This is a genomic window from Paenibacillus sp. 19GGS1-52 (assembly GCF_022369515.1).
Lineage (GTDB): Bacteria > Bacillota > Bacilli > Paenibacillales > Paenibacillaceae > Paenibacillus_AQ.
Window position 1 is genome coordinate 1,409,225 of the sequence record NZ_CP059724.1, and the last position, 24,222, is coordinate 1,433,446.

General features: G+C 48.6%; 26 protein-coding genes and 1 riboswitch. Of the genes, 24 read left to right on the forward strand and 2 right to left on the reverse strand.

Annotated elements, in window-relative coordinates:
* The first annotated feature begins 21 nt into the window (after nucleotides 1–21).
* The 5 genes from H1230_RS06535 to H1230_RS06555 are packed head-to-tail and all read left to right on the forward strand — an operon-like array spanning nucleotide 22 to nucleotide 3,336.
* Entirely contained in the window at nucleotides 22–876 is an 855-nt protein-coding gene (locus H1230_RS06535) for a glycosyltransferase family 2 protein (RefSeq protein WP_239714729.1), read from the forward strand.
* Complete coding sequence (locus H1230_RS06540; protein ID WP_239717156.1) at nucleotides 876–1,367, forward strand: glycosyltransferase family 2 protein; 492 nt, start codon at nucleotides 876–878, stop codon at nucleotides 1,365–1,367. Before H1230_RS06535 ends, H1230_RS06540 begins: the two co-directional genes overlap by 1 nt.
* Nucleotides 1,322–1,822, forward strand: a complete 501-nt coding sequence (locus H1230_RS06545; protein ID WP_239714730.1) for a hypothetical protein — start codon at nucleotides 1,322–1,324, stop codon at nucleotides 1,820–1,822. The genes H1230_RS06540 and H1230_RS06545 overlap by 46 nt, the downstream gene beginning before the upstream one ends.
* Nucleotides 1,819–2,556 (forward strand): glycosyltransferase family 2 protein, encoded by a 738-nt coding sequence (locus tag H1230_RS06550; RefSeq protein WP_239714731.1) that lies wholly within the window; start codon nucleotides 1,819–1,821, stop codon nucleotides 2,554–2,556. Before H1230_RS06545 ends, H1230_RS06550 begins: the two co-directional genes overlap by 4 nt.
* Before the next feature lie 48 nt (nucleotides 2,557–2,604).
* Entirely contained in the window at nucleotides 2,605–3,336 is a 732-nt protein-coding gene (locus H1230_RS06555) for a sugar phosphate nucleotidyltransferase (protein WP_239714732.1), read from the forward strand.
* Here the strand turns inward: H1230_RS06555 and H1230_RS06560 are convergent.
* Entirely contained in the window at nucleotides 3,333–3,851 is a 519-nt protein-coding gene (locus H1230_RS06560) for a GNAT family N-acetyltransferase (RefSeq protein WP_239714733.1), read from the reverse strand. The two genes, H1230_RS06555 and H1230_RS06560, sit on opposite strands and share 4 nt — an antisense overlap.
* A gap of 159 nt (nucleotides 3,852–4,010) precedes the next feature.
* On the opposite strand from H1230_RS06560, the gene H1230_RS06565 reads away from it, so the two are divergent.
* From H1230_RS06565 to H1230_RS06610, 10 genes are all read left to right on the forward strand, one after another.
* Nucleotides 4,011–4,304, forward strand: coding sequence for a nucleoside-diphosphate sugar epimerase (locus H1230_RS06565; protein WP_154121557.1), 294 nt, complete (start codon nucleotides 4,011–4,013; stop codon nucleotides 4,302–4,304).
* A 23-nt stretch (nucleotides 4,305–4,327) separates the two neighbouring features.
* Nucleotides 4,328–4,672, forward strand: coding sequence for an alpha-helical endospore appendage domain-containing protein (locus tag H1230_RS06570; protein WP_239714734.1), 345 nt, complete (start codon nucleotides 4,328–4,330; stop codon nucleotides 4,670–4,672).
* On the forward strand, nucleotides 4,669–4,980 hold the full coding sequence (locus tag H1230_RS06575; RefSeq protein ID WP_239714735.1) for a hypothetical protein: 312 nt from the start codon (nucleotides 4,669–4,671) through the stop codon (nucleotides 4,978–4,980). Before H1230_RS06570 ends, H1230_RS06575 begins: the two co-directional genes overlap by 4 nt.
* On the forward strand, nucleotides 4,977–5,402 hold the full coding sequence (locus H1230_RS06580; protein WP_239714736.1) for a hypothetical protein: 426 nt from the start codon (nucleotides 4,977–4,979) through the stop codon (nucleotides 5,400–5,402). The genes H1230_RS06575 and H1230_RS06580 overlap by 4 nt, the downstream gene beginning before the upstream one ends.
* Before the next feature lie 177 nt (nucleotides 5,403–5,579).
* Complete coding sequence (locus H1230_RS06585) at nucleotides 5,580–6,119, forward strand: GNAT family N-acetyltransferase (protein ID WP_239714737.1); 540 nt, start codon at nucleotides 5,580–5,582, stop codon at nucleotides 6,117–6,119.
* A 155-nt stretch (nucleotides 6,120–6,274) separates the two neighbouring features.
* Nucleotides 6,275–6,373: riboswitch (purine riboswitch) on the forward strand.
* A gap of 65 nt (nucleotides 6,374–6,438) precedes the next feature.
* Nucleotides 6,439–7,776 (forward strand): 5'-deoxyadenosine deaminase, encoded by a 1,338-nt coding sequence (locus H1230_RS06590; RefSeq protein WP_239714738.1) that lies wholly within the window; start codon nucleotides 6,439–6,441, stop codon nucleotides 7,774–7,776.
* A 120-nt stretch (nucleotides 7,777–7,896) separates the two neighbouring features.
* The gene (locus tag H1230_RS06595; protein ID WP_239714739.1) at nucleotides 7,897–8,652 is read left to right on the forward strand and encodes a DeoR/GlpR family DNA-binding transcription regulator; all 756 of its coding nucleotides are present in this window, start codon (nucleotides 7,897–7,899) and stop codon (nucleotides 8,650–8,652) included.
* Nucleotides 8,653–8,838: 186 nt separating this feature from the next.
* Nucleotides 8,839–10,737, forward strand: coding sequence for an LTA synthase family protein (locus H1230_RS06600; protein WP_239714740.1), 1,899 nt, complete (start codon nucleotides 8,839–8,841; stop codon nucleotides 10,735–10,737).
* 9 nt (nucleotides 10,738–10,746) lie between these two features.
* The gene (wsfD, locus tag H1230_RS06605; RefSeq protein WP_239714741.1) at nucleotides 10,747–12,168 is read left to right on the forward strand and encodes a glycan biosynthesis hexose transferase WsfD; all 1,422 of its coding nucleotides are present in this window, start codon (nucleotides 10,747–10,749) and stop codon (nucleotides 12,166–12,168) included.
* Nucleotides 12,169–12,322: 154 nt separating this feature from the next.
* The gene (locus H1230_RS06610) at nucleotides 12,323–12,496 is read left to right on the forward strand and encodes an aspartyl-phosphate phosphatase Spo0E family protein (protein ID WP_154121564.1); all 174 of its coding nucleotides are present in this window, start codon (nucleotides 12,323–12,325) and stop codon (nucleotides 12,494–12,496) included.
* A 150-nt stretch (nucleotides 12,497–12,646) separates the two neighbouring features.
* Here H1230_RS06610 and H1230_RS06615 read toward each other — a convergent pair whose 3' ends face one another.
* Nucleotides 12,647–13,402 (reverse strand): AAA family ATPase, encoded by a 756-nt coding sequence (locus tag H1230_RS06615; RefSeq protein ID WP_239714742.1) that lies wholly within the window; start codon nucleotides 13,400–13,402, stop codon nucleotides 12,647–12,649.
* 290 nt (nucleotides 13,403–13,692) lie between these two features.
* On the opposite strand from H1230_RS06615, the gene H1230_RS06620 reads away from it, so the two are divergent.
* The 9 genes from H1230_RS06620 to H1230_RS06660 all read left to right on the forward strand — a co-directional run bounded on the left by H1230_RS06620 (nucleotide 13,693) and on the right by H1230_RS06660 (nucleotide 24,171).
* Nucleotides 13,693–14,790: a CgeB family protein gene (locus tag H1230_RS06620; RefSeq protein ID WP_481857121.1), complete on the forward strand. Its 1,098-nt coding sequence runs from the start codon at nucleotides 13,693–13,695 to the stop codon at nucleotides 14,788–14,790.
* A 30-nt stretch (nucleotides 14,791–14,820) separates the two neighbouring features.
* Nucleotides 14,821–15,954 (forward strand): CgeB family protein, encoded by a 1,134-nt coding sequence (locus H1230_RS06625; RefSeq protein ID WP_239714744.1) that lies wholly within the window; start codon nucleotides 14,821–14,823, stop codon nucleotides 15,952–15,954.
* A 386-nt stretch (nucleotides 15,955–16,340) separates the two neighbouring features.
* Entirely contained in the window at nucleotides 16,341–17,888 is a 1,548-nt protein-coding gene (locus H1230_RS06630; protein WP_239714745.1) for a glycosyltransferase, read from the forward strand.
* Nucleotides 17,889–18,476: 588 nt separating this feature from the next.
* Complete coding sequence (wecB, locus tag H1230_RS06635; protein WP_239714746.1) at nucleotides 18,477–19,571, forward strand: non-hydrolyzing UDP-N-acetylglucosamine 2-epimerase; 1,095 nt, start codon at nucleotides 18,477–18,479, stop codon at nucleotides 19,569–19,571.
* On the forward strand, nucleotides 19,561–20,547 hold the full coding sequence (locus tag H1230_RS06640; protein WP_239714747.1) for a polysaccharide biosynthesis protein: 987 nt from the start codon (nucleotides 19,561–19,563) through the stop codon (nucleotides 20,545–20,547). The genes wecB and H1230_RS06640 overlap by 11 nt, the downstream gene beginning before the upstream one ends.
* Nucleotides 20,544–21,383, forward strand: a complete 840-nt coding sequence (locus H1230_RS06645) for an SDR family oxidoreductase (RefSeq protein WP_239714748.1) — start codon at nucleotides 20,544–20,546, stop codon at nucleotides 21,381–21,383. Before H1230_RS06640 ends, H1230_RS06645 begins: the two co-directional genes overlap by 4 nt.
* Nucleotides 21,380–22,411, forward strand: a complete 1,032-nt coding sequence (locus tag H1230_RS06650; protein ID WP_239714749.1) for an NAD-dependent epimerase/dehydratase family protein — start codon at nucleotides 21,380–21,382, stop codon at nucleotides 22,409–22,411. Before H1230_RS06645 ends, H1230_RS06650 begins: the two co-directional genes overlap by 4 nt.
* Nucleotides 22,408–23,124: a glycosyltransferase gene (locus tag H1230_RS06655; RefSeq protein ID WP_239714750.1), complete on the forward strand. Its 717-nt coding sequence runs from the start codon at nucleotides 22,408–22,410 to the stop codon at nucleotides 23,122–23,124. The genes H1230_RS06650 and H1230_RS06655 overlap by 4 nt, the downstream gene beginning before the upstream one ends.
* A gap of 114 nt (nucleotides 23,125–23,238) precedes the next feature.
* On the forward strand, nucleotides 23,239–24,171 hold the full coding sequence (locus tag H1230_RS06660; RefSeq protein WP_239714751.1) for a YhcN/YlaJ family sporulation lipoprotein: 933 nt from the start codon (nucleotides 23,239–23,241) through the stop codon (nucleotides 24,169–24,171).
* Nucleotides 24,172–24,222: the final 51 nt, after the last annotated feature.

The following is a 24,222-nucleotide window of genomic DNA, read 5'->3' on the forward strand; positions in this document are numbered from 1 at the left end:
GAAGCCCTGTAAGGAAGGTGGATGAGCTTGAAGCCAAAAAGAACTTCAGCCCGCCGCACGGGGCGGCGGGTTTCACCAATAATACGAACGCGGCGATCTTCCCGTCCGGTACGGCCAACCGCTGCATTGCCTGCAGCTAATCACCCGGAACCTTATGTATCGGTTGTTATTCCAGCTATGAATGAAGCTCGGACTATTGCCAGAGTGATAGCCGGAGCGAGAGGTGTTCATTCGCGCTGTGAGGTTATTGTGGTAGTCAACGGTTCCGTCGACAACACGGCAGAGGTTGCCCTTTCGTCAGGTGCACGTGTCATTTTCTTTGAACAGCCGCTTGGACACGACGTTGGCCGCAGCGTCGGAGCAGAAGCAGCGAAAGGTGAGATTGTGTTATTTACAGATGGAGATCTGGTCATTCCCGCTTCACAGCTGCGCCCCTTTGTGACGGCGGTTAGCCGTGGTGCAGACATAGCTCTCAATAATTATTCCGGACCGGTTCGTAACGTTGTGCCCCATCCAGTGGTGCTTGCCAAGTATTCGTTGAATATTCTGCTAGGTCGCTCAGATCTGAACGGCTGTTCAATGACAGCTGTTCCGCATGCGATGAGCCGCAAGGCGCTTGAAGTTCTAGGAAGCGCATTGTTATCCCGTCCGCCCCTGGCACATGCCCGTGCAATCATGGACGGTCTACGGATTGAGACTGTGCACAAAGTGCCTGTAGGGAAATTAAACACCGTTCGTCGTAAGGCAGGCAGTTATGATCCCTTGCAGCAGGTTATCATCGGGGATCATCTGGAGGCTGTGTCCATGCTGTTGCAGCGACAGAGGGACAGAGCGGGGTTTAGTGACGGGAGCCGACGCCGGGAGATGGTGAGGTGATGGTATTGATGCCTAGAGCTAAGCTGGGTAAGAAGTCACGGCGGCGAAGTGGCTCATCAGCCACATCCAAATCCACTGTCCGCCGGGCTGTGGCAGGCACAGCGACAATCAGTAAGTCGGTCGCCCGCCGCCCGCCTCAATCTCTGGTGCTGACAGTGGGTAAGACATCACAGGCACTTCCCGTATTCCACGGAACGTTATCGGTAATTATCTCAGCGCGGAATGAGGAAGAGACCCTGCAGCGCCTGCTGAAGCAGGTTGCGCGTCTGAAGCCCACGGAAATAATTGTTGTGCTAAACGGGTGTAGGGATAGCAGCTTTGAGCGAGCTCGGTTATCCAGGCAAGCTATTGTTGTACACTGCCCGGACTCTGCCGGGCATGATGTAGGGCGGGCGATTGGTGCGAAGCTGAGCAGGGGGATATTCTGCTGTTTCTGGATGGGGATATGGTTATTCCTGCTCCACAATTGGCCTCATTCGCAGCCGCTGTAGACGGCGGAGTAGATGTTGCGCTTAATGATCTGGACTCGCTGCTCCCTCCGTTTGGATCTAGTGATGATGTGATACGCTGCAAGCTATTCTTAAATTTCGTGCTGGGCCGGAGTGATCTCGGGGTCAGCTCAATGACGGCTGTTCCTCATGCGCTTTCCCGACACGCCCTAGAGAGCATTGGCTATCGTGAATTAATGGTTCCTCCCAAAGCGCAGGCCATCGCCATACTGAATAAGCTGCGGGTGGAAAAGACACGTTTGGTAAACGTCATCAAGCATAATCGGCTGCGCCCGGCGAATACGGGGGTTGGCAACCCTGTGGAAAAGCTAATTGTCGGTGACCATGCTGAAGCATTGTTTACGGTTCTTTCACAGCGGGCTACGAGTAATTTCCTGCATGGTGAGAGTCTTCAAGAGCAGCGTCGGCAATTGGCCCTCTGGAGGAACGGATTATGACGCTGACGAGTATTATTATTCCTACCTATAACGGTCTCGATCTGCTGCGTCGCTGTGTGGAAGCGATCAGAGCCCATACGGCGACGCCTTATGAAATTATCGTTGTGGACAATGCCTCACAGGATGGGACGGACGCTTTCTGCCGTCTGGAAAAGATTACATTTATCTCCCTGCCTGACAATCGCGGATTCCCCTCGGCCTGCAATCTCGGTCTGCTACTGGCCCGCGGTGATGAATTGCTGCTGTTGAATAATGACGTAACGGTCTCCGAGGGCTGGTTAAACAATCTCAAGGCTGTGTTATACAGTGCGCCTGATATTGGTATTGTGGGACCTGTAACGAACTACGCCAGCGGACCGCAGCAAGTAAAGACCCATTATGAAGGACTTGCGGAATTTCATGAAGCTGCGAAGAGAGCGAATATCCCTAACCCGTTCAAGTGGAAGGAGACGCGGCGGCTGATAGGATTATGCTTTTTGTTAAAAAGAGAAGTGCTGGAAGCTGTGGGTTTGTTGGATGAGAGGTTTTCACCGGGACATTACGAGGATGATGATTATTGCTTGCGTGCCCGAATGCAGGGTTACCGGTTGCTAATTGCCGGGGATTGCCTGGTGCATCATGAAGGAAGTGCCAGCTTCAAAGAGGTATATCATTCCGGCTGGCAGGAGCTGGTAGAGCGAAATCGCAAGATTTTTATGGATAAGTGGGGCGTGGACCCTGCAATGTTCATCTAAAATGCAGACCTGGGTAGCTAAAGACGTAGACAAAGAGGAGGAAAGTAAGTGAAAGGAGTCATACTGGCGGGCGGAACAGGATCAAGACTTCATCCGCTGACCCGGCTTATGAACAAACATTTGCTTCCGGTCGGCAAATATCCTATGGTGTGTTACGGCATTGACCGACTGCGCCGAGGAGGTATAAACGATATCCTTCTGGTCATCAGCAAGCAGTCTGCAGGGCTGTACACGGATTTTCTGGGCAGCGGTGCTTCCTTTGGTGTATCTCTGACTTACAAAATCCAAGAGGCCGCTGGAGGCATTGCAGAAGCACTGGAGCTTGCGAAAGGATTCATTCCCAAAGGTGAACGGTTTGTTGTACTGCTGGGTGACAATCTTTTTATGGATGATCTGACTCCTTATGTGGAGAGCTATCTCCGGCAACCGTCAGGCACAGCTAAAGTGCTGTTGAAACCGGTAGAGGATGCGCGCAGATATGGCGTTCCTGTATTTGACAGTCAGGATTCAGCATGGATTGCCTACATTGAAGAGAAGCCGCAGCACCCTAAGAGCAAATACTGCGTTACCGGTATATATATGTATGACGAGGCCGTGTTCGACTTGATCCGGCAAATATCTCCTTCCAAAAGGGGGGAACTGGAAATTACCGATGTGAACAATATTTATGCTGCTGATCGCAAGCTTAGCTACGATGTGCTTAAAGAATGGTGGAGTGATGCAGGTACGTTCCAGTCCCTGAGTGAAGCAGGGGAGAAGCTTAAAGACGCGCTGCCTTAAGGGCGGCGCTTTTTTTTGGCGATACGCCACCAGAAAAGATCCTCGGTTTCCCGATACTGCTGTGCGCCCAAATGTTTCAGAACTTGATGTGAGGCCACATTATCCTTCTCGGTATCGGCAATTACAGATTGTGTTCCGGGATGGCTGAACATCCATTGTATGAGGGTCTGCAGCGCCTCTGTAGCATATCCCTTTCTTCGATATTCTTCATCTACCACGTAGCCTACGATGACTTCACCCTGTTCATTCGGGCGTCCCTTCAGGATGATGAAGCCAATGATACACTGATCTTCCTGCTGAATAATCGCCCAATTGGTCAACCACAGGTAATTCTCCTGATCCTGCAGTACTTTGCTATGCCTTACTCTCATTGCATATAACATCTCTTCGTCTAAAGGTGTACTGAGGGTTCTGAGGCCTAGTTGGCGCTGAAGTTCTTCATAATCATTAACAGCTAGAGAGAGCTCGGCTGCTGTTAATGGCGCTAAATCGAGGCGAAGGCTGTGCAACTTCATACAATTCACTCCATTTCTGTGTAAAAAAATCCCAATATATTGCTTCCATATTTTAAACCTGTTGGAGGCTAACGGCAATCCAGAACTTACCGACTTTCCGTAGCACCGTCAGGGCTTCTGCCGCATATGCTGTATTCAGGGCGTTTGAGCAAAGGAGACATGAAGGTGCAGAGTAAAATAACTAAGGTCCTGCAGCACATGGCCCATACGCACGAACAGATGGCACGGATTCTCGACGCTGAACGCCACGTGGCCGTCCGTATGTCGCAAATTGTCCACGATCTGCCTGATGCGGACCCTGATTTTGGTGATTTCAGCGGGTTGGTCGAAAGCTCGAGTCAAGTAAACAAGAATATCATTGCCTACTTGAACGCGCTTGCTGATCTGGAAGAAGCGATGGCTGAAGGGGTAGGAAGAGTCATTAAGGAATTGAACGGACAGGAAGAAGAGTAACGCTAAAGAGCAGGAGGCGGAAGATGAGCAGAGAAAAGGCTTATCTGCAAATGCTGGAGTCGACCGCAACCATCCAGTGGAACATCGCGATGATTCTGGAAGCCAAGGCGGTGGAAGCGGAAAAGGTGAAGCAGTGGACACAGCATCATATCCACGCTAGAGCGTTCGACTCCCATGAAGAGCAACTGAAGGAATCTCTCTCCATTCACGAAGTGATCGTGGAGCTGGTGGAGGGTCTGACCAAGCTTGAGAACGGGCTGTACAGTAATTTAAAAGCAGTGCTGGGCAGCGGTGAGGATGACGCTGGAGGTGAAGGCTTTGGTGGCGGCTCGAGTGATGGATTTGGCTTTGGAGATGACAGTAAATGAGCGGCAACAAGCTATCGGAACATGCGGTTAAGCTGGAGATGATCCGCTCCATAGCTCGCAGTCAGGCCGCTTTGGCAGCTATATTGGAGAGCATCGCTGAGCTTACAGGTCAATCCGAGCTGACGGCTCGCAAGCTGAGCGACAATATCAGAATCCTAAGCCAATATCAAAGTGCCATGTGCCGGATGATGTCCGGTATTTCGCTGCACCGGCCGAAACAGGGAATTCCTGCTGCGCCATGGCTGAACCCTAACATGCGCCAGAGGAACCTCCACAGCACACGGAGTACAGGAGGAGTAGAAAAATGAAGAAAATAGGACTGCGTTCGGGCAAAACGACCCGCAGACGCACATTGTTACTGTCACGGAGGGCTAAAGTTCGTAGAGGCCCCGTCCGCAAAGGTCTTGTCCGTAAAACCCGCAGACGGATTATCCATAAAGTCGTCCGTTATGGAAAGAGCAAGAAAACGCTGCTGCCACGCAAGAAGAGAAGAACTCGCCGCCGGGTCATTCGGAGTATACAAGTGATCCAGCCACCGATCCAGATCATACCCGTTGTTGAGGCGCAACAGGCCCCGCAGGTCATTCCACTCCCCCCGGATCTTGGCGTCCCTCCGGAAACGCCACCGGGAGACGCCTATCAGCAGGGCTACACCGAAGCATACAACGTGGGGTTCGACGCCGGTTTCGCCAAGGGCTTCGAGGACGGGAATAAGCTGGAGTTAAAGTGAGGCGGGCAAAAAGATAACGGGAGAGGGAACCCAGAGACGCAAGTCCAGAGGAGCAATTGTTCTTCACGGGTTCCCCAACACCACGAATATCTAAGTTTCGAATTTCTTCCCCATATGATAGACTTCATTACAGAATCTTGCTGGGTTCAAATGTCGATATGAAAGTGGGGATTAGGAGTGGGTAATGAGATTCGGAATGCGCATAAGGAAGAGATTGCAGAGATTATGGACCTGATTTCCAGATGTGTACAAGTCATGCAGGACGGCGGGAGCGATCAATGGGACGCACTCTATCCAAACAAAGAGATTATCGCTCTGGATATTGAACGCGCTACTTTATTTGTCTGTGAGCATAATAACGCTGTTGCTGGCATTATTGTGCTAGATGAGAATCAAGCAGAAGAGTATAAGAGCATCCAGTGGGTACACAATGAAGGGCCACATCTGATTATGCACCGCTTGGCTGTTGATCCCCAGGTTCAGGGAAAGGGGATTGCCCGGAGGCTGATTGTTTTTGCTGAGGATTATGCAGCGCGTAACGGGTATAGAAGTATTCGCCTTGATACATATACTAAGAATGCCAGAGCGCTGGAGCTATATTCCCGTTTGGGCTACGACCGCAGAGGAGAAGTGAATTTCCCGGGCCGTACAGCTAGTTTCCCTGTGTTCGAGAAGGTATTGAATATAGGTAACGGACAAGAAGTAGCCCCGAACTAAACGAAATAGTGGATTCATGTCATATTATATCACCTGTTAAAAGCTAATTTTATATAAAACGTCGAATATTTGTGTTTAAATAATCTTTGTGTCATTTTAACTAACTTATGTTGACAATAAAGCTGTCTCTAATTTATGATTGGATTATTCAGATTGAATTGAATAATCCTTTTTTTCGTATATCCTTAATAATTGGTTTAAGGGTCTCTACCGGGAACCGTAAATTTCTGGCTACGAAAATATGCTTTGGCATATTTTTGTGGCCTTTTTGTGTTACTTGCAGCTATAAACTGATCGACGATTAAGGGGGATTAAGGCTATGGGGAACATATTGATCAAGAATGCGGAGATCGTTACGATGAATAAGCAGGAGGAAATTCTGCACGGAGACATAAGAATCAAGGATAGCCTTATTGTGGAGATCGGCACGGGTCTGGTCCCTCAGAGTGATGAAACGATCATCGATGCCACCAATCGCACAGTCATCCCCGGGTTTGTACAGACCCATATTCATTTATGTCAGACGCTCTTTCGTGGCAAGGGGGATGACTTGGAGCTGATGGATTGGCTGCGTAACCGGATCTGGCCGCTTGAAGCGGCACATGATGAAGAGTCGCTTTATTATTCGGCTATGCTTGGCATAGGCGAGCTAATCTCCAGCGGGACGACAACGATTGTTGATATGGAGACGGTGCATCATACAGATTTTGCATTTCAGGCTATTGCCAAAAGCGGCATCCGGGCCTTATCCGGCAAGGTGATGATGGATCAGAAGGGTGGAGATGTTCCTGCGGCTCTGCAAGAGGATACGAATTCGTCTCTACAAGAGAGCGTAGATCTGCTGGAGAAATGGAATGGGTATGGAGAAGGTCGGATTCAGTACGCGTTCTCACCACGTTTTGTCATTTCCTGCACGGAACAACTGCTAATGGAGGTACGTGATCTGTCAGCGCATTATGGGGTGAAGGTGCATACCCACGCTTCTGAGAATTTGGGGGAAATTGAAATTGTGCAGGCGATGACCGGCATGCGCAATATTGTCTATCTGGATCATTTGGGCCTGGCTAATGACCGGCTGATCCTGGCACATTGTGTGTGGCTGGATGCAGAGGAACGACGGATATTGCGCGATCGTGGTGTACATGTCAGCCATTGTCCCGGCTCCAATCTGAAACTGGCTTCCGGGGTTGCGGATACACCAGGTATGCTGCACGAGCATATCAATTTAAGCCTTGGAGCGGATGGAGCACCTTGCAACAATAATCTGGATATGTTCAACGAGATGCGGTTGGCAGCAATTATTCAGAAGCCGCAACACGGGCCGACCACGATGGACGCCCGCAGTGTATTCCGGATGGCGACCATAGGCGGGGCGAGAGCGGTCGGGATGGAAGACAAGATTGGCAGTATTGAAGTAGGTAAAAAAGCCGATCTGGCTATTCTCAATCTGTATAACTTTCACACTTTTCCATCCTATGATGTAGATCCCATCTCCCGAATTGTCTATTCCGCTACTCGGGCTGATGTAGAGACGACGATTATTGACGGTGTAATTGTGATGGATAAAGGCCTTATGAAGACCGTTGATAAGGAGATTGTACTACATGAGGCCAATCGTTCTATAAAAAGACTGCTGCTGCACACTCCCCTGACGTAATTATTGACTAACGTTAATCTACGTGCGCTATAATTTACGTAGACAAATGCTGGGCTGTCGGGAGCCATCGCATTGTTATACACTTCGCCCGTGAGGACGATGAACGAGGGGTCTTTACCTGTGCTGAAAGAAGAACGGCAGCAACTTATTATGGGGATACTTGCTAAAGAGGGGAAATTGGTCGCAGCGGAGCTCGGTAGCCGCCTGCGCGTATCGGAAGATACGGTACGTCGTGATTTGCGGGAGATGGATTCCGGGGGGCGGCTACACCGGGTGCATGGTGGTGCTTTGCCGTCATCACCTACACTGGTCAGCTTCGGAGATCGGGAGCGACTCTCTGCTGAGGAGAAACGTTCGCTTGCCCAAAGCGCTATTGCGTTAATCCGCAGCGGTCAAGTCATTCTGATGGATGGCAGTACATCTTCGCTGCAGGTTGCAAGATTAATTCCACATAACATTACGGCAACGGTAATTACCAATAGTCCTCCAGTAGCTGTGTCGCTCGCGGTCCATCCCGGTATTGAAGTGGTTATGCTCGGTGGGAAATTATTTAAGGATTCCTTAGTCAATCTAGGTCCTTCCACGATTGAGGAACTGAAATATATTCGTGCAGATCTGTGTTTTCTAGGGGTGTACAGTATTCATCCTGAGATCGGCATCACTCTGCCGAATGGTGAGGAGGCTTATGTCAAACGAGCGATGATTGCTAACTCGTCAGAGATAGTCGCGCTGGTGACTTCTAATAAGCTTGGAACCTCTGCCCCCTTTGTTGTTGCGCCTGCTTCTATATTGACCTATATGGTGACTACGCCAGACGTTTCCGAAGAGGTGCTTGCTCCATATAGGAAGTTGGGTATCACTGTTATTCAGCATTGATCATCAAAAAAAACACCAGTAGATGGAAACAAAAAGATCCTAGCGACAATACGCTGAGGATCTTTTTGTATGTAGAAATAACATGCAATATCAATTATAAATATGCATGTATGATTAGGGTTATTTTTGATAAAGCAGTCAAGTATTGTTATACTAGGGAGATCTGATATTTTATGAGGTGAAAATATGAACAAGAAAAAATACGGGCCTGTAAGAGCTCCCTTCTATATTGTATTGGGTCTGCTGTGTTTGAAGCTGCTGCTGCTGAGATTCCTGTTCTTTGATATGATCGCCTGGGAATGGATTGGGGCGGAGATCGCACCAGTGCTCCTGTTGATGGGGATATTGGCTGTCATTACACCTGCCAGGATCAAAACGGCTGTCTACTGGATCTTTAATGGGGTGCTAACGCTATTGCTGTTCGCGGCAAGTGTCTATTACAATCATTTTGGTTCGGTGCCGACTTATCAGGCTTTGACAGAGCTTGACCAGGTATTTCAGGTGAAGGAGAGTGTGAAATCGACGATTCAAAGAATTGATTATTTGTTCTTCATTGATTTCGTAGCTCTTATCATTGTGCTTGCTGTACGCAGATGGAAACGAGGACCGGCCGTTTCACGTGAGCGATATATTTCACCGCGAGCGCGGAGAACCCATTTAATTGTCATTCTGGTGGCTATTATTGGGGGTTCCTCGCTCTCGGCATACACGATCCATGCTTCCCAAGGGATTACGAACGAGCTTGTGCAAGCGGAAAGCAGTGGATTTCTGAACTATGAGGTAGTGGCGGCGATTAGAGCCAATGAAGATAGAGGTTTGATAGGCACAGGGGATATTAAGGAAACGATAGCGAAGGTTAACGAACTTGAAGCCACCTATTCGTATAGTGCTAAACCAGTGGGCACAACCCCGGATTATTTTGGCTCGCAAAAGGGTAAAAATGTAATAGTAATTCAAATGGAAGCTTTTCAGAACTTTCCGTTGCACCAATCACTAGATGGTCAGGAGCTGACACCTGTGCTGAATAAGCTTGCTGGAGAGGGTTTTTATTTCCCGCATGTGTTCCAGCAGATTGGTCCAGGCAATACGTCTGACGCTGAATTTATGAGCAATACATCGATTTATCCGATCGCGACGCTGGCTATGTCATCGGGGTTTGGGGACAGGGAGCTACCCAGCCTGCCGCGGTTGCTGCGGGATAAGGGCTATGAGGCATATACCTTTCATGTGAACAAGGTGAGCTTCTGGAATCGCAACGAGCTATATCCAGCACTTGATTTCAACGGTTATTATGACAAGGATTACTATAAGAATGACCATTTTAATGCCTTTGGCGCTTCCGACGAGCAGCTGTATATTACAGGTGTGGAGAAGCTCGCGGAGCAGCAGAAGAAGGGCATACCTTTTTATGCGCAGATGGTCACAGCTTCCAGCCATCATCCTTTTAAAATTCCAGATTCCTTCAAAAAAATAACGATGCCCGATGATTTGAAAGATACCATGCTGGGTGATTATCTGACAGCTATTAATTACACGGATTATGCTATCGGTACGTTAATCGATGGACTGAAGAAAAACGGCCTGTGGGACAATACAGTGCTGGTAATGTACGGTGATCATTTTGGCCTGCAGCCTAAGGATGTTCCGCCGGAGCAGGTGGAGAAAGCACTTGGTATCCAGTATGATGCACGGATTAGCCGCTTTAATATTCCGCTGATTGTACATGTGCCGGGAATGGTGGAAGGGAAAGTAGTGAACAGAACGGGTGGACAACTGGATGTTCTCCCTACTATTGCCAACCTGTTGGGTGTATCCTTACAAGGGGAAGGTTTTACAGCGTTTGGGCATGACTTGCTCAATATTGATCGTAATGTAGTAGGGATGCGTTATTATTCGCCGACGGGCACCTTTTTCAACGATGACATTATGTTTGTGCCCGGCAAAGAGTTCCAGGATGGTGAGGCGGTCTCGCTTACTACATTGGCACCGGTGGCCGATTTCAGTAAATATAAAAATGATTACGATTATATATTGAAGCTAATGAAGTTGTCTGATGAATATGTAAAGCTGCTTCCGCAGCGGTAAGGGGAGAGCATGAAAAGACTGGTTAAACCGCAAAATCTCATAGTCCTTGCTGGCTGTGGGCTCATTATTTATCTGCTGTTCTTCCGGCCTTTTATTGGAGTCGCCGATAACGGGGATTTCCTGCGTATGATGAACACGATCGGACTGAACTATTACGATGCAGCTGAGACATATGCTGACCGCTTTTTCAGCTTCAGCCATTCCCGTTTTTCCTATGAGAATTTGTTTAAGGGATTCTATCCTTCCTCACAGATTCTGCTAGTGCTGGTGCCAAGACTGATTGGCGGGTTATTCCACGGCAGCTATTTTGATATCCGTCTGCTAGGAACAGTCTACGCGCTGCTGCTGCTGGCGGCTACCTGGCTGCTCGTTAAGCATAATGCCCGCGGCTCCTATATCACAGGTCTGCTGCTAGGTGCTGCCCTATTGTTCGTATTCTATGATATTGGCTATTTGACCTATTTTAACTCCCTGTTTGGAGAACCCGTGTCGATGGTATTTATGCTGCTGACGTTTGCGCTCGGCTTGAGACTTACAAGCCAGGAGAAGCCAACAACCAAGGGGTTGACGTTGTTCTTCATAGCGGTGCTCTTTCTAATTTGCTCCAAAATTCAGAACGCGCCAATTGGTATTGCTTTTGCTCTGATCTTCCTGCGGTTTGCGACGCTTAAAGGTGCGGGTAATTGGAGAAAGCTGGCACTGCGGTTCTCTGTAGCCGTGTGTCTGGTCTCTGTTATTATGTACGTGGCCGCGCCTAAAGAGCTGAAGCATATTAACCTCTATCAGACGGTATTCTTTGGTATTCTAAACGAATCGCCAGATGTTCGGGGAGATCTGCAGGATCTGGGGTTGCCGGAGCGGCTGGAGGTTCTGGCGGGAACGAATTATTTTCAGAGTGATACAGTAATCAAGCAAAATGATCCTTCACTAGAGCCAGATTTCTATGACCGGGTTTCGCATAAGGACGTATTGTTCTTCTATTTGAAGCATCCGAATCGCTTAATAAATAATATGAAATATGCAGCAAGCAATAGCATGTCCATTCGTCCTTATTATCTTGGCAACTATGAGTTGGGGGAGCATAAACCGGTAGGGGCATTATCCTATACGTACAGTGCTTGGAGCCAGTTTAAAAATAATCATATCCCACATACACTTGGCTTTTTAGTCATTTTTTACTTGGTGTATTTTGCCGGGGCGTTATTCCAGTATTTCCGCAGTAAAGAGCTTCGCGGACGGATTGCAGGTGAGCTGCTGATGTTGCTCGGGCTAATCGGAATATTCTCCTTTTTGGTACCGATCCTTGGGGACGGTCGAGCTGATATCGGCAAGCATTTATTCTTGTTCAATGTATGTTTTGATATGATGGTCGTGGTTATATTTGGTTTTATTTTACAAAAAATGGTTGGAATAGGAAAGCACAGATCCTAAGAATGATAGGTTTCACAATATCCTTTATTCTTATGTGCTTTCGGTAGTTTTATCAATTGACCACTCTTCAATAATAGAATACAATGTTGTTTGGAACTTTAGTAAATAAATAGAAAATGACTTTAAAAGAGTCTCATTCTATAAGGAGACCGCTATGAGTACTGATGATCATCGGGATAAAATTGAGCAGGCCCGGCGGGAGCTCAATAGATTAGCATTAGAGTTTGGAATGAGTGATTCAAGAGTGCTTCGCCAATCTATAAAACTAGATGCTCTCATAAATGAGTATATTGATGTCAGCACAGATAAGGATAGCCAACTGTTTTAGAGAAGGACGTTGTACATAGGTCGAGCTAGCATGGCAAGTCAAAGGGAATGAAGGCGGACAATAGAACGGAAGCTTGAAACAGCCAGTCTCCAAGTAACAGGGGGACTGGCTGTTTTTCTAACTTTTAGAGTTATAAGAATAGAAATCTCGTCACTCTTCTCCCAGTAGCTCGTGCAGCATATTCTCTCGGTTATTCATGAACGCTTTGGTCACGGTATAATGCTCTGTTTCCTCCAAAGCGACGGAACGGATACTCTCTCCTTCCAGTAGGAAGATTTCTGCACCGGGGTAGGACATTAGAATGGGCGAATGGGTAGCAATGATAAATTGCGAATGCTGCTGCACGAGCTCATGCATGCGCACGAGTAGCGACATTTGCCGCAGAGGGGATAAAGCTGCCTCTGGTTCATCGAGAATGTAGAGGCCACGGCCCCCAAAGCGGTGTAAGAACGCTGCGAAAAAGGACTCACCATGGGACTGCTCGTGCAGAGACTTGCCGCCGTAGGAGTTTCTGAGGGGCGGATAGGAACCGGGCTCCGCATCCAATTGATCAATATAAGTGGCTACATTATAATAGCTCTCCGCACGTAGGAAGAAGCCATCTCTCGGACGTTTGACCCCCCTGGCAATTCTGAAAAACTCATATAACCCCGAATGCGAGGATTTCGTATTAAAGGAGAAATTAAGTGTCCCTCCCTCAGGGTTAAACCCCCAGGCTGCAGCGACTCCTTCAAGTAAGGTGGACTTCCCCGTGCCATTCTCTCCTACAAAAAAGGTAACCTGTTTCTCAAACATAAGCCGCTCCAGAGAACGAATCACAGGCAAATTAAATGGATAATCGTGAAACGAAGGAACCTTATCACGAAGCAGTTCTGCATGGCGCAGGTACAGCAAGCTGTTATTCATTGCTTCCTCCTCATCACTTCGGATAATTATTTCGGGTACCGTCCATTAAAGGAAGGCGAAGCCGTTTCTTTTTAATGATAACAGAATTTGTAAACTTTCTGAAAGGGTTATCTCCTACTTCCAGAATAATAATCCACTAGACTTCCGTGGATAGATTCTAGAAAGGTTCGGGCAAGCCGGGCGTAAGACAGGGGACATCAGCCAATTTCGGTCAGTTACAGACAGATGTCCATGAGGCGGATGCTGACTCCGCATATAGTTATACTGTCTTGAGAATATGACGGGGCAGGGTGAAGGCCGTGAGAGTAAAGAAGAGAGAAAAACGTCCACGGGAATACCGTGACGGTTATCAGGATGGATATCATCTAGGCAGGTGCGAAGCAGTGCAGCGGACGAATTCCATGAATGTGGAGGCATGCCGGACACTGAAGCTGATGTATGTTCCTCAAGGGTTTGAGGCCATTGACGCAGGTGTAGCAGAGGCTTTGCGGCAGCTCGTAAGCGAGCTTGTAATTAGCACTCCGGAAGATATGCTGGAAATCGCAGCGCGGGAGTTGCCGGATGCTGTACTGGTCATGAATGGGCTGCATGTGTTCCCGGAGAACCATTTAGATCAGATTTCGGAAATGCGTAAGCTGGGGATTAGAACGGCAATTTGGTTTGTAGATGATCCCTATTTTACAGAGTTTACTTCAGTCATTTGCAAGCATTACGATTACGTATTCACGCATGAACTGGGTTGTGTAGATTGGTATCGATCCCTTGGAGTGGTGTCCGTTCATTACTTGCCGCTGTGTGTTAATCCCAAAATGTTCTATCCGCGACGCACAGGACCCCAATATAAATACGACATTGTGTTTATCGGAAATGCTTTTCGTAACCGGACGGAGTTGTTTGATAAGCTTGCCCCTTTTCTTAGCAGTAAAAAAGTGCTTATCGCCGGAGGATTCTGGGAACGACTGGCGACTTATGACCAATTGTCTCCCTTTATCAGCAACGGCTTTATTCCGCCGGAGGAGACAGCCAATTACTACAGCGGTGCCAAGTTAGTCATCAATATTCACCGTCCGTGGGGGGCGGGACAGGATAACCGGAACTCGTTCGATCTTCCCTCGCGTTCTATTAATCCTCGCACTTATGAGATCAGTGCTTGCGGTACCATGCAGCTTACGGACGTCCGGGACGATCTGGGGAACTATTACCGGCCTGGCTATGATCTAGACACTTTTGGCTCTGCAGAGGAGCTGCAGTCCAAAATTGAATACTATCTGGAGCATGAAAAAGAGCGCCGTCTGTTCGCTTTACGGGGGTTGCGTACGACGCTGCTGCATCATACATTTACCGCGCGTCTACCTCATTTGCTGAATGTTATAACTGCACATGAATGAAATTTAATACGAGATAAAGGAGCGATACGTATGGAAAACCAATTTATATTACCTACTCCCCCGCTGCCTCTGACAACTGCAGAAGAAGAAAAGCTGCGGGGACGGTTAACTGGCTTTAAGGGTGGATATGATGAAGGCTATTTGCGGGGAAGGTTGGCTATTTTGGATGGGCGGCCAGAAGCACCACTACCAGTACGTAATATTCACGTCATGTATGTTGCCTCGGGAAAAGGGTATCCCTATTCACCGCTGGATGACGCAGTTCTCTTTGCAATTCAGAGGTTGGCAGCTCAGGTCACGATCACCGATGTGCGTCAGAATTTAGTGGAACTTGCTGCGGCGCAGCGACCAGATTTAGTGCTGGTTCTAGACGGTATGGATTTACCACTTGAACAAATTGCATCATTGCGAGCTTCGGGCATCAAGACAGCGATTTGGCTGACGGATGATCCCTACTATACCGACTTCACTATGAAAATTGTCATGCACTACGATTATGTGTTTACACTTGAACGCAATTGTATTGATTTCTACAAGGGGCTGGGCTGTTCCGAAGTGCATTATTTGCCCTTTGCTGCTCATCGGGAGCATTACCGTCCAACCACGACCCGCTCACCTATAAATCGGGATGTCAGCTTTATCGGTTCTGCTTACTGGAATCGGGTAAACTTCTTCCGCGAGATTCTGCCGGAGCTGATGAGCTACAACACTGTGATTAACGGAATTTGGTGGGATCGCCTGCCGGAGGCCCCGCTGTATGGTGAACGCATAGAGATTGGCAAGTGGATGTCACCGCAAGAGACGGCCGTAACCTACAGTGGCTCCAAAATTGTCATTAACCTGCACCGTTCCCATATTGACGAGGTCGCCAATAACAATAGCCTGTTAATACCTGCGGTTTCACCGAATCCGCGCACCTTTGAAATTGCGGCAAGTGGCACGCTGCAGCTGTGCGATGCGAGAGATGATATGGGTTCCTTCTATAAACCGGGTGAAGAAATTGAGACGTTTGCCAGCCCGAAGGAAATGATGGATAAAATCAGTTACTATCTGACGCATGAGGAGGAACGCCGGGCCATTGTACTGCGTGCCTATGAGCGCACTCTGAAGGATCATACGTATATCAAACGCCTGGATCAATTGTTTTCCATTATTTACGGTTAGTCCAGTTGTGGAGAATGGGCAAAAAAGGAATTGTGCGCTTAACGGGGGACAGGTGTCGTGCCGCATCTGCACACACTCAATATACTGAAGTACCGGATTCACGGCACTTGCCTGTTCGTTCCAAGGCTTCGTAAAACTAAGCGCATGCTTTCGAAGCAAGTTTTACTGCGAAGTAGCACAGAGCAGGTTGGCTTCGTAAAACTAAGGGTATGCTTTCGAAGCAAGTTTTACTGCGAAGTAACACAGAGCAGGTTGGCTTCGTAAAACTAAGGGTATGCTTTCGAAGCAAGTTTTACTGCGAAGTAACACAGAGCAGGTTGGCTTCGTAAAACTTTTAAGGAGGTGAATGGCTGCTCCAGATCCTTGTAAAGGAGCGCCAAGACGCCATGGCCGACAAAGCAACAATTGTCCTCTTTTCCCATGTTTCTAATACACACAGCATTACTGGCGCGGAGAAGCTGCTGCTGTTCTTTGCCCGGGAGCTATCCCTATATTTCAACTGTATTCTTGTGGCTCCCCAGGAAGGTAAACTGACACGCCAGGCCCGCAAATTCGGCTTGAATATTCAGCTGATGTCAATTCCACTTGTGTATGGAATTTACACTCCTTATGCAGGACTGGAGGCGGATGTGCGTAAGTTCCAGGAAAGCAAGGAGTATCACGAACTGACAGATTGGTTGGCAGTTATGCGTCCAGCGTTCATTATTACTAGCACCTGTGTGCATTTACTGCCGGCACTAGCGGCAAAGTTGCTTCATATTCCGGTGGTATGGAAAATATCAGAGACGATTACGGAGAATGAGTATACCTCAATAAGTGTGGATTTGATTCATCGCAATAGCGACGAGATTCTTGCTATTTCGCAGACAACTGCAGCCTGTTTTCCAGAGTATATACGGGAGAGTAAGGTTACTCAAATTCCCCCTTCCTGGAATGATCAAGAGATGATGGTTGAGGCATGGAGCAAGCTGCGGGGCGAGCGGCGGAGGGAGCTGAAGGTACGGCCGGAGGAGCCGCTTATCGGATATATATCTTCCTTCATCAATAAGGAAAAGGGCTTGGAGCATTTCGTGAAAATGGCAGTCTTCGTGTCAGCCGTTCATCCGAAGTCTAAATATCTTGTTATCGGTACACCCGGTGACAAGAGTTATTATGAACGCTGTGTGCGTAAGGTGAAGCTGGAAGGACTAACCTCCCGTTTCAAGTTTGTTGGATATGAAGAGTGTCTTCCGGCTGCTTATTGTGCCATGGATGTGCTGGTCGTACCCAGCCTCATTCGCGAAGGTTTCGGCATGACTGCCATGGAAGGTATGTCCTTCGGCAAGCCTGTAGTGGCTTATGATTCCGGTGGGTTGCGCGAAATTTTGCATACTGTAGGCTGTGGCGATTATCTTGTGCCTGCAGAGAATATTGAAATGCTGGCCGAAAGGGTAAATACCCTGCTGGCCGCACCGGGACTGGCGGCGGCCATAGGTGCTCAGGCCCGCGAGTACGTCAATCTTATCTACGGGCCGGTGGCTTACCGGGCCCGCATGCTTGGTCTGGCGGAGCGGTGGAGCCTCCGCTACTGCACTGCACTGCCCCAGCTTGCGGGTCCCCCCGCAGCGGTGGCAGTGCCAGACCCGCCCGTTGGCGAAGCCACGGGCGAGAGCAAGCCCGCAGCACCGGCGGCACCGCAGCCGCGCAAGGGCAGTGCACGCCGCGCCGCCCGGCTGCGGCGCGGCAAGCTCCGGCGCGGCAAGCTCCGGCGCGGCAGGCTGCGCCGCGCCAAGTCTCGGGCGCGCCGGGGCGAGCGCCCGAGGGCTGTGCGCCGCGCGGCGCGCAAGCGGCGCAGCGCGGTTGCAGCCCGGCGGCGGGGCACCGCCAGGGGCAAACGGGCGCGCGGCGGCGTTCGCCGGGGGCGCCGCGCCGGAAGCCGCCGCAAGGCGGCTTAAGCTCCGCTGGTCCAGCGGAAGCAACACGAACTTCATGATGCGTTGCGAGTTCAGTTAGAGCTGAGCGGACAAATTTATTATAAAGTGTACATTCGTCAATATAGACTCCAATACTCTTACTCAGTTACTCACAATTCCCATTTCGATCCAATGCTCAAACTTGTCACCCGCACCCGCACCCGCACCCGCACCCGCACCCGCACCCGCACCCGCACCCTTGGTTCATCCCAAATAGCGTAGAAATATGCTGTTAATTAGATCTGAAACCCCCTAGTGAACAATATTAAATGACATTTATGCCTCTAATATCGACATTTATACCGATTAGGGGACAAAAAGCTGAATTTAACAGCACTAAATGCTGCTAAATCAGTCTAATAACCAAATTTACGACTATTAACAGCACTAAATGCTGCTAAATCAGCGGATTAAACTAAATTATTGTCCAGTATCAGCATATTTTGAAATATAACTCACCATGAAATGAAGGTTATCCTGTTAGACGTACTCCTGACGATTAGCATATTTAACATTTATTAATAAATTTCAGCCAGCCCATAAACAACGAAGAGAGGGGAGAGTGAATTCATGAAGATCATGACGATTTTGGGCACACGTCCCGAAATCATCCGCTTAAGCGTGATCATTCCGCTTCTCGACAAGTATGCCGAGCGTCATGTGCTAGTGCATACAGGGCAGAACTTTACAGCCAGTCTCAGCGGCATTTTCTTCGCTGAATTGGGGCTGCGGGCCCCGGATTATGTGCTGCAGGATAAGCAGGCCGGTCTAGGCGGTCAGCTTGCCGCCATGTTCAGCAGCTTGGAAAACATCCTGTTGCAAGAACAGCCGGATCGGGTTCTGCTCCTAGGCGATACGAATAGTGCATTATGTGCGATCTTGGCTGAGCGGATGGGCATTCCGGTAGTGCATATGGAAGCGGGCAACCGCTGCTTCGATTTGAAAGTGCCGGAGGAGAAAAACCGCCGTGTCATAGATGCCGTCTCAACCATAAATATGCCATATACACAGCAGAGCAAAAGACATCTGATCAGCGAGGGTTTTCCAAGTGCGCGTATTGTGTTAACTGGAAATCCGATTCATGAGGTTATGACTCATTATGCTCAGAGAATCGAAGCTTCTGATATTCTGAACCGTCTGAAGCTGTTGCCAAAGCAATATTTTCTCGTGACCGCACATCGGGCAGAGAATGTAGATGATCCTGATTCTTTGCAGCAAATTATGTCTGGTTTGAATGCCGTCGCTGAGCATTTTGGAATCCGTCTGATCTGCAGCATACATCCCCGCACTCGCTCCAGACTAACGGAGCAATCCTACCTTCCTATGCACCCACTTGTTGAGTTTCACGAGCCCTTCGGATTTTTTGATTTTGTCCAATTGGAGCAGCAGGCCTTATGTGCTATTTCGGACAGTGGAACAGTTCAGGAGGAATGCTGTCTGATGGGAGTACCTACCGTAACGATCCGCAGGACGACAGAACGTCCGGAAACAGTGGATTGCGGCAGTAATATCGTGTCAGGTGTGAAGCAGGATAGCATTTTTCGTTGCGTCAAAGTAATGACGGCGCTGAATCGAAATTGGGAAGCGCCGGAAGGGTATCGGACACCGGATGTCTCAATCAAGGTAGTCAAATTTTTGCTTGGAGGGAACCTGCATGTTCAATAATAAACGAATTATGGTCACAGGTGGCACCGGTTCCTGGGGGCATGAACTGATTAGACAGTTACTGCCGCAACAACCGAAAGAAATTATTATCTTCTCTCGCAGTGAGTCCGCTCAGGTAGCGATGAACCGCGAGTATGAAGATAGCCGCCTCAATTTTATTATTGGCGATATCCGCGACAAAGATGCGCTAATTGCTGCATGTCGCGGTGTTGATTATATTTTCCATCTGGCGGCGCTTAAGCATGTTCCTGTCTGCGAAGACCAGCCTTATGAAGCACTTAAGACAAACGTCATAGGTACTCAGAATGTTATTGAAGCGGCAATTGTGAACGGTGTGGAGAAAGCCATCTATATTTCTACTGACAAAGCCGCCAACCCATCCAACTTCTACGGCATGACCAAAGCCATCGGCGAAAAGCTATTCGTATATGCCAACCTGCTCGGTTCCAGTACCCGGTTCGTCACGGTACGCGGCGGCAATGTGCTCGGAACCAACGGCAGTGTCATTCATTTGTTTATGAAGCAGATCCAGGATAAGGGTCAGGTACGCATTACCGATATGAAAATGACTCGATTCTTCTTCACGCTGCGCGATGCGATTACGCTGTTGTTCAAAGCCACCGAGGTTAGCATTGGCGGTGAAATCTTCGTCATGACGATGCCGACCTGTCGGATTATTGATCTGGCCGAGGTGCTGATTAAAGCTTCCGGGAAGCCGAACGTAACGATTCTTGAAGCAGGTATTCGCCCTGGTGAGAAAATTCATGAAATTCTGATGAGCGATTTCGAGAGCCAGACGACGGTTGTATACGACGAGCAGTATCTGGTTATTCTTCCAACGCTGGATATGCCTGAGCTAAAGACCCACTACAACGACTATCCTCATGTTTCCTTTAGCAGCTTCAGCTCGGAGAACAATCTGATGAATCAGCAAGAGATCAAGAGTATCCTCGTTCGGGGAGGTTTTCTGCAATGAAGCTGCTTATTCTCGGCGGAAACGGTATGGCGGGACATATGCTGGTGGATTATTTTCACCGTCTGGGCAAGCATCACGTCTTCTATACAACCCGGGATAAGCGAGATCTCGGCGGGCTGTATATAGATGCCGATGATATAGCTGGAGTGGAGAAGCTGGTCGACATCGTCTCCCCCCACTGCATAATTAATGCGATGGGAGTGCTCAACCAATTTGCGGAGTCTGACAAAATAGAGGCTTATCATGTGAATGGCTTCTTTCCTCATCGGCTGCGGCGTGCGGCGGACAATATTCATGCCCGACTCATTCATATTAGTACCGACTGCGTGTTCGAAGGCACACGCGGTAGTTATATGGAAGAGGATATTCCTGATGGAACCTCCGTCTATGCCATTTCCAAAAGTCTTGGAGAGGTCCGGCAGCCAGGGCATCTGACCATTCGCACTTCCATTATAGGGCCGGAAATTCGCACAGGCGGGATCGGTCTGATGGAATGGTTTCTGGCGCAGAGAGGACAAATATCCGGCTACCGGCGGGTAATGTGGAACGGAGTAACTACCCTGGAATTAGCCAAAGCTATAGATTCTCTGCTGGATTCCACCGTGTCGGGTCTGATCCATTTGGCACATCCAACGCCAGTAAGTAAATATGAGCTGCTTCAACATATTCAGGCGATTTTTAATAAAAAAGATATCGAAATCATTCCAGACGACCTGCATATTCAAGACCGTACTCTGGTAAGTACGAGAGAGGATGTTACCATACAGCTGCCGACATATCCTGAAATGCTTGCAGAACTGGCTGACTGGATGATGCACTCAGGACAGTCCTCATGACAGGTCGGAGATTGTTGATTACCGGGGCGGCTGGTTTTACTGGACGTCATGCTGTTAACTATTTTTCGGCTGCGGGTGCAGAAGTTATAGCGGTAGTGCGCTGTGCAACAAACGTATCTTTCTCTGCTGCCTCTTCTACCGCAGGGATTTCAGCTGTCTCCGCGGCTTTTTCAGATGACGTGCAGGTATATAATTGTGATTTAAGTGACCGACAGGCGGTAGACCAGATGATTAAGGAAATGGCACCAGAGGAGGTGCTTCATCTGGCAGGCAAAAATTCAGTACCGGAGTCATGGAACAATCCATTGCTCTATATGGAGACGAACGTAATGGCTACGCTGTACTTGCTTGAGGCGATGCGGAGTTTGCCAGCCAGCCGAATTCTGGTGGCTGGCTCCCGCCTGAAGTACAGACCAGGTCTTGCAGCAGGACCGCCGCATCCCTATAGTCTCAGCAAGACGCTGGAGGAGCTAATATCGCTGGCTTGGGGAACAATGTTTCAACAGAAGGTTCTGCTGGCAGAGCCTTGCAACCTGATTGGTCCCGGACCTTCTACCGGTTTTTGCTCATTATTAGCTCAGCATATAGTGCGTAGTGAAGCTGTAGCTGTCCTTGACTCTAGCTCAGATTCAGTCATAAGCGCGATGTTATCTCCGTTCAGGCTGTCCTCCCGCTCCGCGCTACGGGACTTCCTTGATGTTCGCGATTGTATCAGAGCTTATGATTATATATTGCGCAAGGGGGAGAACGGAACGATCTATCGAATTGATTCTGGAACGCAACGACAGCTGGGGGAAATTGCGGAACAGCTGCTAACACAATCCATTGCAGCAGTCCCGATGGATTGGGGGCAGGACTCTGGGGATCAGCTTGCTGAGAATCCGGTTAAACCTGCTGCTTTGCCATCGGCAACTACACCTGAAGCTGATGTAGCAGTCCTAGGGTGGACACCGGAAATCAAACTTACCCAGTCCCTTACTGATATTTTGGAGTATTACCGCGCAAGCAAGGAAGGGAGGCCAATATGACTCCGAAAGTTTCAGTAATCATACCGTTTTACAATTGTCCCTATATCGAACAGGCGCTGCAAAGCGTCTTCTCTCAATCCAGAAAAGCTCATGAAATTATCGTTGTCGATGATGGATCAACCATGCATGCTGACCGAATAACACCTTATCGTTCCCGAATTCATTATTTGGGCAAAAGCAACGGTGGTACCGCTTCTGCACTAAATCATGGCATTACCTTCGCCTCAGGTGATTATATCGTCTGGTTAAGCTCAGACGATATGCTCTATCGTGACAAGATTAACAATCAGCTCCAGTTCATGGAACAGAACCAGCTTTTAATTTCCTATACCAACTTCAATTATATTAATGGGCAATCCCAGCTGCTTCAGCTGAATGCCCTTGACCCTTTTCCGAATCAGCTGGAATATCTACGCAGTTTTCTGTACGGTAATCCCATCAATGGCTGTACAGTTATGATCAAGAAAGAGCTATTCGGAGCCATTGGTTTGTTTGACGAGTCACTGCCTTACACGCACGACTATGATTTATGGTTTCGGGCACTGCTGAACGGATATCCACCAGTCTTTCTGAATCAGTCATTGACCGCCTACAGAAAACATGACGGGATGGGAACTATAAAGTATTCCGATGCTGTGGCAGCAGAGGCAGCAGCAACCAATAACCGTTATAAGGTCCAGCTCAGAAGTCTGCTCACCTCCATGGGAGGTTGACCTGTTCGCGAGAGCATTATGCCAAATCCTTTCAGGATAGCTTGATCTTAAGAAGGCCATTCTAATGATTGTTACGTTGCACACATAACAACATTAGAGATGGAGGATGAATTCATGTTGCGATCAAAGATCAGCTGGTCAGTTTCTGCCGCATTGCTTCTCGGCATGGTAAGTATTACGGGCTGTGGAACTAACAATGCGGCGAATACTGGTGTTCAGACCAAGAGTGTAAAGGGGATACATGACGGTCGTATCGGCATGAAATCCGTAGATGGTGGAATGATTCGGACGAAGACTACAGATAAGATGGAAATAAGCCGAGACTTGGCTGACCGCATAGCGGCATTGCCGGATGTTCGATCAGCGAACGTTGTACTGCTCGGCAAAAGCGCTTATGTCGCCGTAATACTCGATGAAGCTGCAGCTGGACCTCATGCCAAGAGTACAACACGCTATAATGCCCGTTCTTATTCCACACCGAATACTTATGGAACTGGAAATGGGCCTACTGGAATGTTGCCCGGTACGGGCAGATCAGTGACAGGTACCGATAGAACCATGGGAAGCACAGGTGTAATGCCGGGAACATTGGGAACAACAGGAACAACAGGTACTACAGGAACTACAGGCATTACAGGAACAACAGGAACTACAGGAACAACAGGGATTACAGGTACTACAGGTACTACAGGTAATAGAACCACAGATGTTATGGATGGCCGCGGAATGAAGCGTGAAATCGATAGAGGCATAGGCAAAGGAGTAGGTACAGGATTGGGAATGGGAACCAGAAGTACCACTCCGGGCTATAACATGACGGCAACGAAAGCCGATACCGTGACCAAGGAAATGAAGGACAAAATTGCTGCTGAAGTCAAGAAACACGCGCCGCAGATTAATGCTGTGTACGTCTCAGCCAATGCGGACTTTGTACAACGTGTCAATGTCTATGCCGAAGAGGCCCGCGCGGGTCATCCACTGAAAGGCTTTGCTGATGAATTCCGCATAATGGTTGATCGCATCTTTCCGACTCGAAGTGGTAGATAATCTGGCCATAAGATAATTCTAATATTCATGTAAGGGACAGCAATAAGCGCA

What these genes read in the sequence shown, in the direction of transcription:
- H1230_RS06535 (WP_239714729.1), top strand. Translation starts at nt 22, where the DNA reads ATGAGCTTGAAGCCAAAAAGAACTTCAGCCCGCCGCACGGGGCGGCGG.
- H1230_RS06540 (WP_239717156.1), top strand. Translation starts at nt 876, where the DNA reads ATGGTATTGATGCCTAGAGCTAAGCTGGGTAAGAAGTCACGGCGGCGA.
- H1230_RS06545 (WP_239714730.1), top strand. Translation starts at nt 1,322, where the DNA reads ATGGTTATTCCTGCTCCACAATTGGCCTCATTCGCAGCCGCTGTAGAC.
- H1230_RS06550 (WP_239714731.1), top strand. Translation starts at nt 1,819, where the DNA reads ATGACGCTGACGAGTATTATTATTCCTACCTATAACGGTCTCGATCTG.
- H1230_RS06560 (WP_239714733.1), bottom strand. Translation starts at nt 3,851, where the DNA reads ATGAAGTTGCACAGCCTTCGCCTCGATTTAGCGCCATTAACAGCAGCC.
- H1230_RS06565 (WP_154121557.1), top strand. Translation starts at nt 4,011, where the DNA reads ATGAAGGTGCAGAGTAAAATAACTAAGGTCCTGCAGCACATGGCCCAT.
- H1230_RS06570 (WP_239714734.1), top strand. Translation starts at nt 4,328, where the DNA reads ATGAGCAGAGAAAAGGCTTATCTGCAAATGCTGGAGTCGACCGCAACC.
- H1230_RS06575 (WP_239714735.1), top strand. Translation starts at nt 4,669, where the DNA reads ATGAGCGGCAACAAGCTATCGGAACATGCGGTTAAGCTGGAGATGATC.
- H1230_RS06580 (WP_239714736.1), top strand. Translation starts at nt 4,977, where the DNA reads ATGAAGAAAATAGGACTGCGTTCGGGCAAAACGACCCGCAGACGCACA.
- H1230_RS06590 (WP_239714738.1), top strand. Translation starts at nt 6,439, where the DNA reads ATGGGGAACATATTGATCAAGAATGCGGAGATCGTTACGATGAATAAG.
- H1230_RS06600 (WP_239714740.1), top strand. Translation starts at nt 8,839, where the DNA reads ATGAACAAGAAAAAATACGGGCCTGTAAGAGCTCCCTTCTATATTGTA.
- wsfD (WP_239714741.1), top strand. Translation starts at nt 10,747, where the DNA reads ATGAAAAGACTGGTTAAACCGCAAAATCTCATAGTCCTTGCTGGCTGT.
- H1230_RS06610 (WP_154121564.1), top strand. Translation starts at nt 12,323, where the DNA reads ATGAGTACTGATGATCATCGGGATAAAATTGAGCAGGCCCGGCGGGAG.
- H1230_RS06615 (WP_239714742.1), bottom strand. Translation starts at nt 13,402, where the DNA reads ATGAATAACAGCTTGCTGTACCTGCGCCATGCAGAACTGCTTCGTGAT.
- H1230_RS06625 (WP_239714744.1), top strand. Translation starts at nt 14,821, where the DNA reads ATGGAAAACCAATTTATATTACCTACTCCCCCGCTGCCTCTGACAACT.
- H1230_RS06630 (WP_239714745.1), top strand. Translation starts at nt 16,341, where the DNA reads ATGGCCGACAAAGCAACAATTGTCCTCTTTTCCCATGTTTCTAATACA.
- wecB (WP_239714746.1), top strand. Translation starts at nt 18,477, where the DNA reads ATGAAGATCATGACGATTTTGGGCACACGTCCCGAAATCATCCGCTTA.
- H1230_RS06640 (WP_239714747.1), top strand. Translation starts at nt 19,561, where the DNA reads ATGTTCAATAATAAACGAATTATGGTCACAGGTGGCACCGGTTCCTGG.
- H1230_RS06645 (WP_239714748.1), top strand. Translation starts at nt 20,544, where the DNA reads ATGAAGCTGCTTATTCTCGGCGGAAACGGTATGGCGGGACATATGCTG.
- H1230_RS06650 (WP_239714749.1), top strand. Translation starts at nt 21,380, where the DNA reads ATGACAGGTCGGAGATTGTTGATTACCGGGGCGGCTGGTTTTACTGGA.
- H1230_RS06655 (WP_239714750.1), top strand. Translation starts at nt 22,408, where the DNA reads ATGACTCCGAAAGTTTCAGTAATCATACCGTTTTACAATTGTCCCTAT.
- H1230_RS06660 (WP_239714751.1), top strand. Translation starts at nt 23,239, where the DNA reads ATGTTGCGATCAAAGATCAGCTGGTCAGTTTCTGCCGCATTGCTTCTC.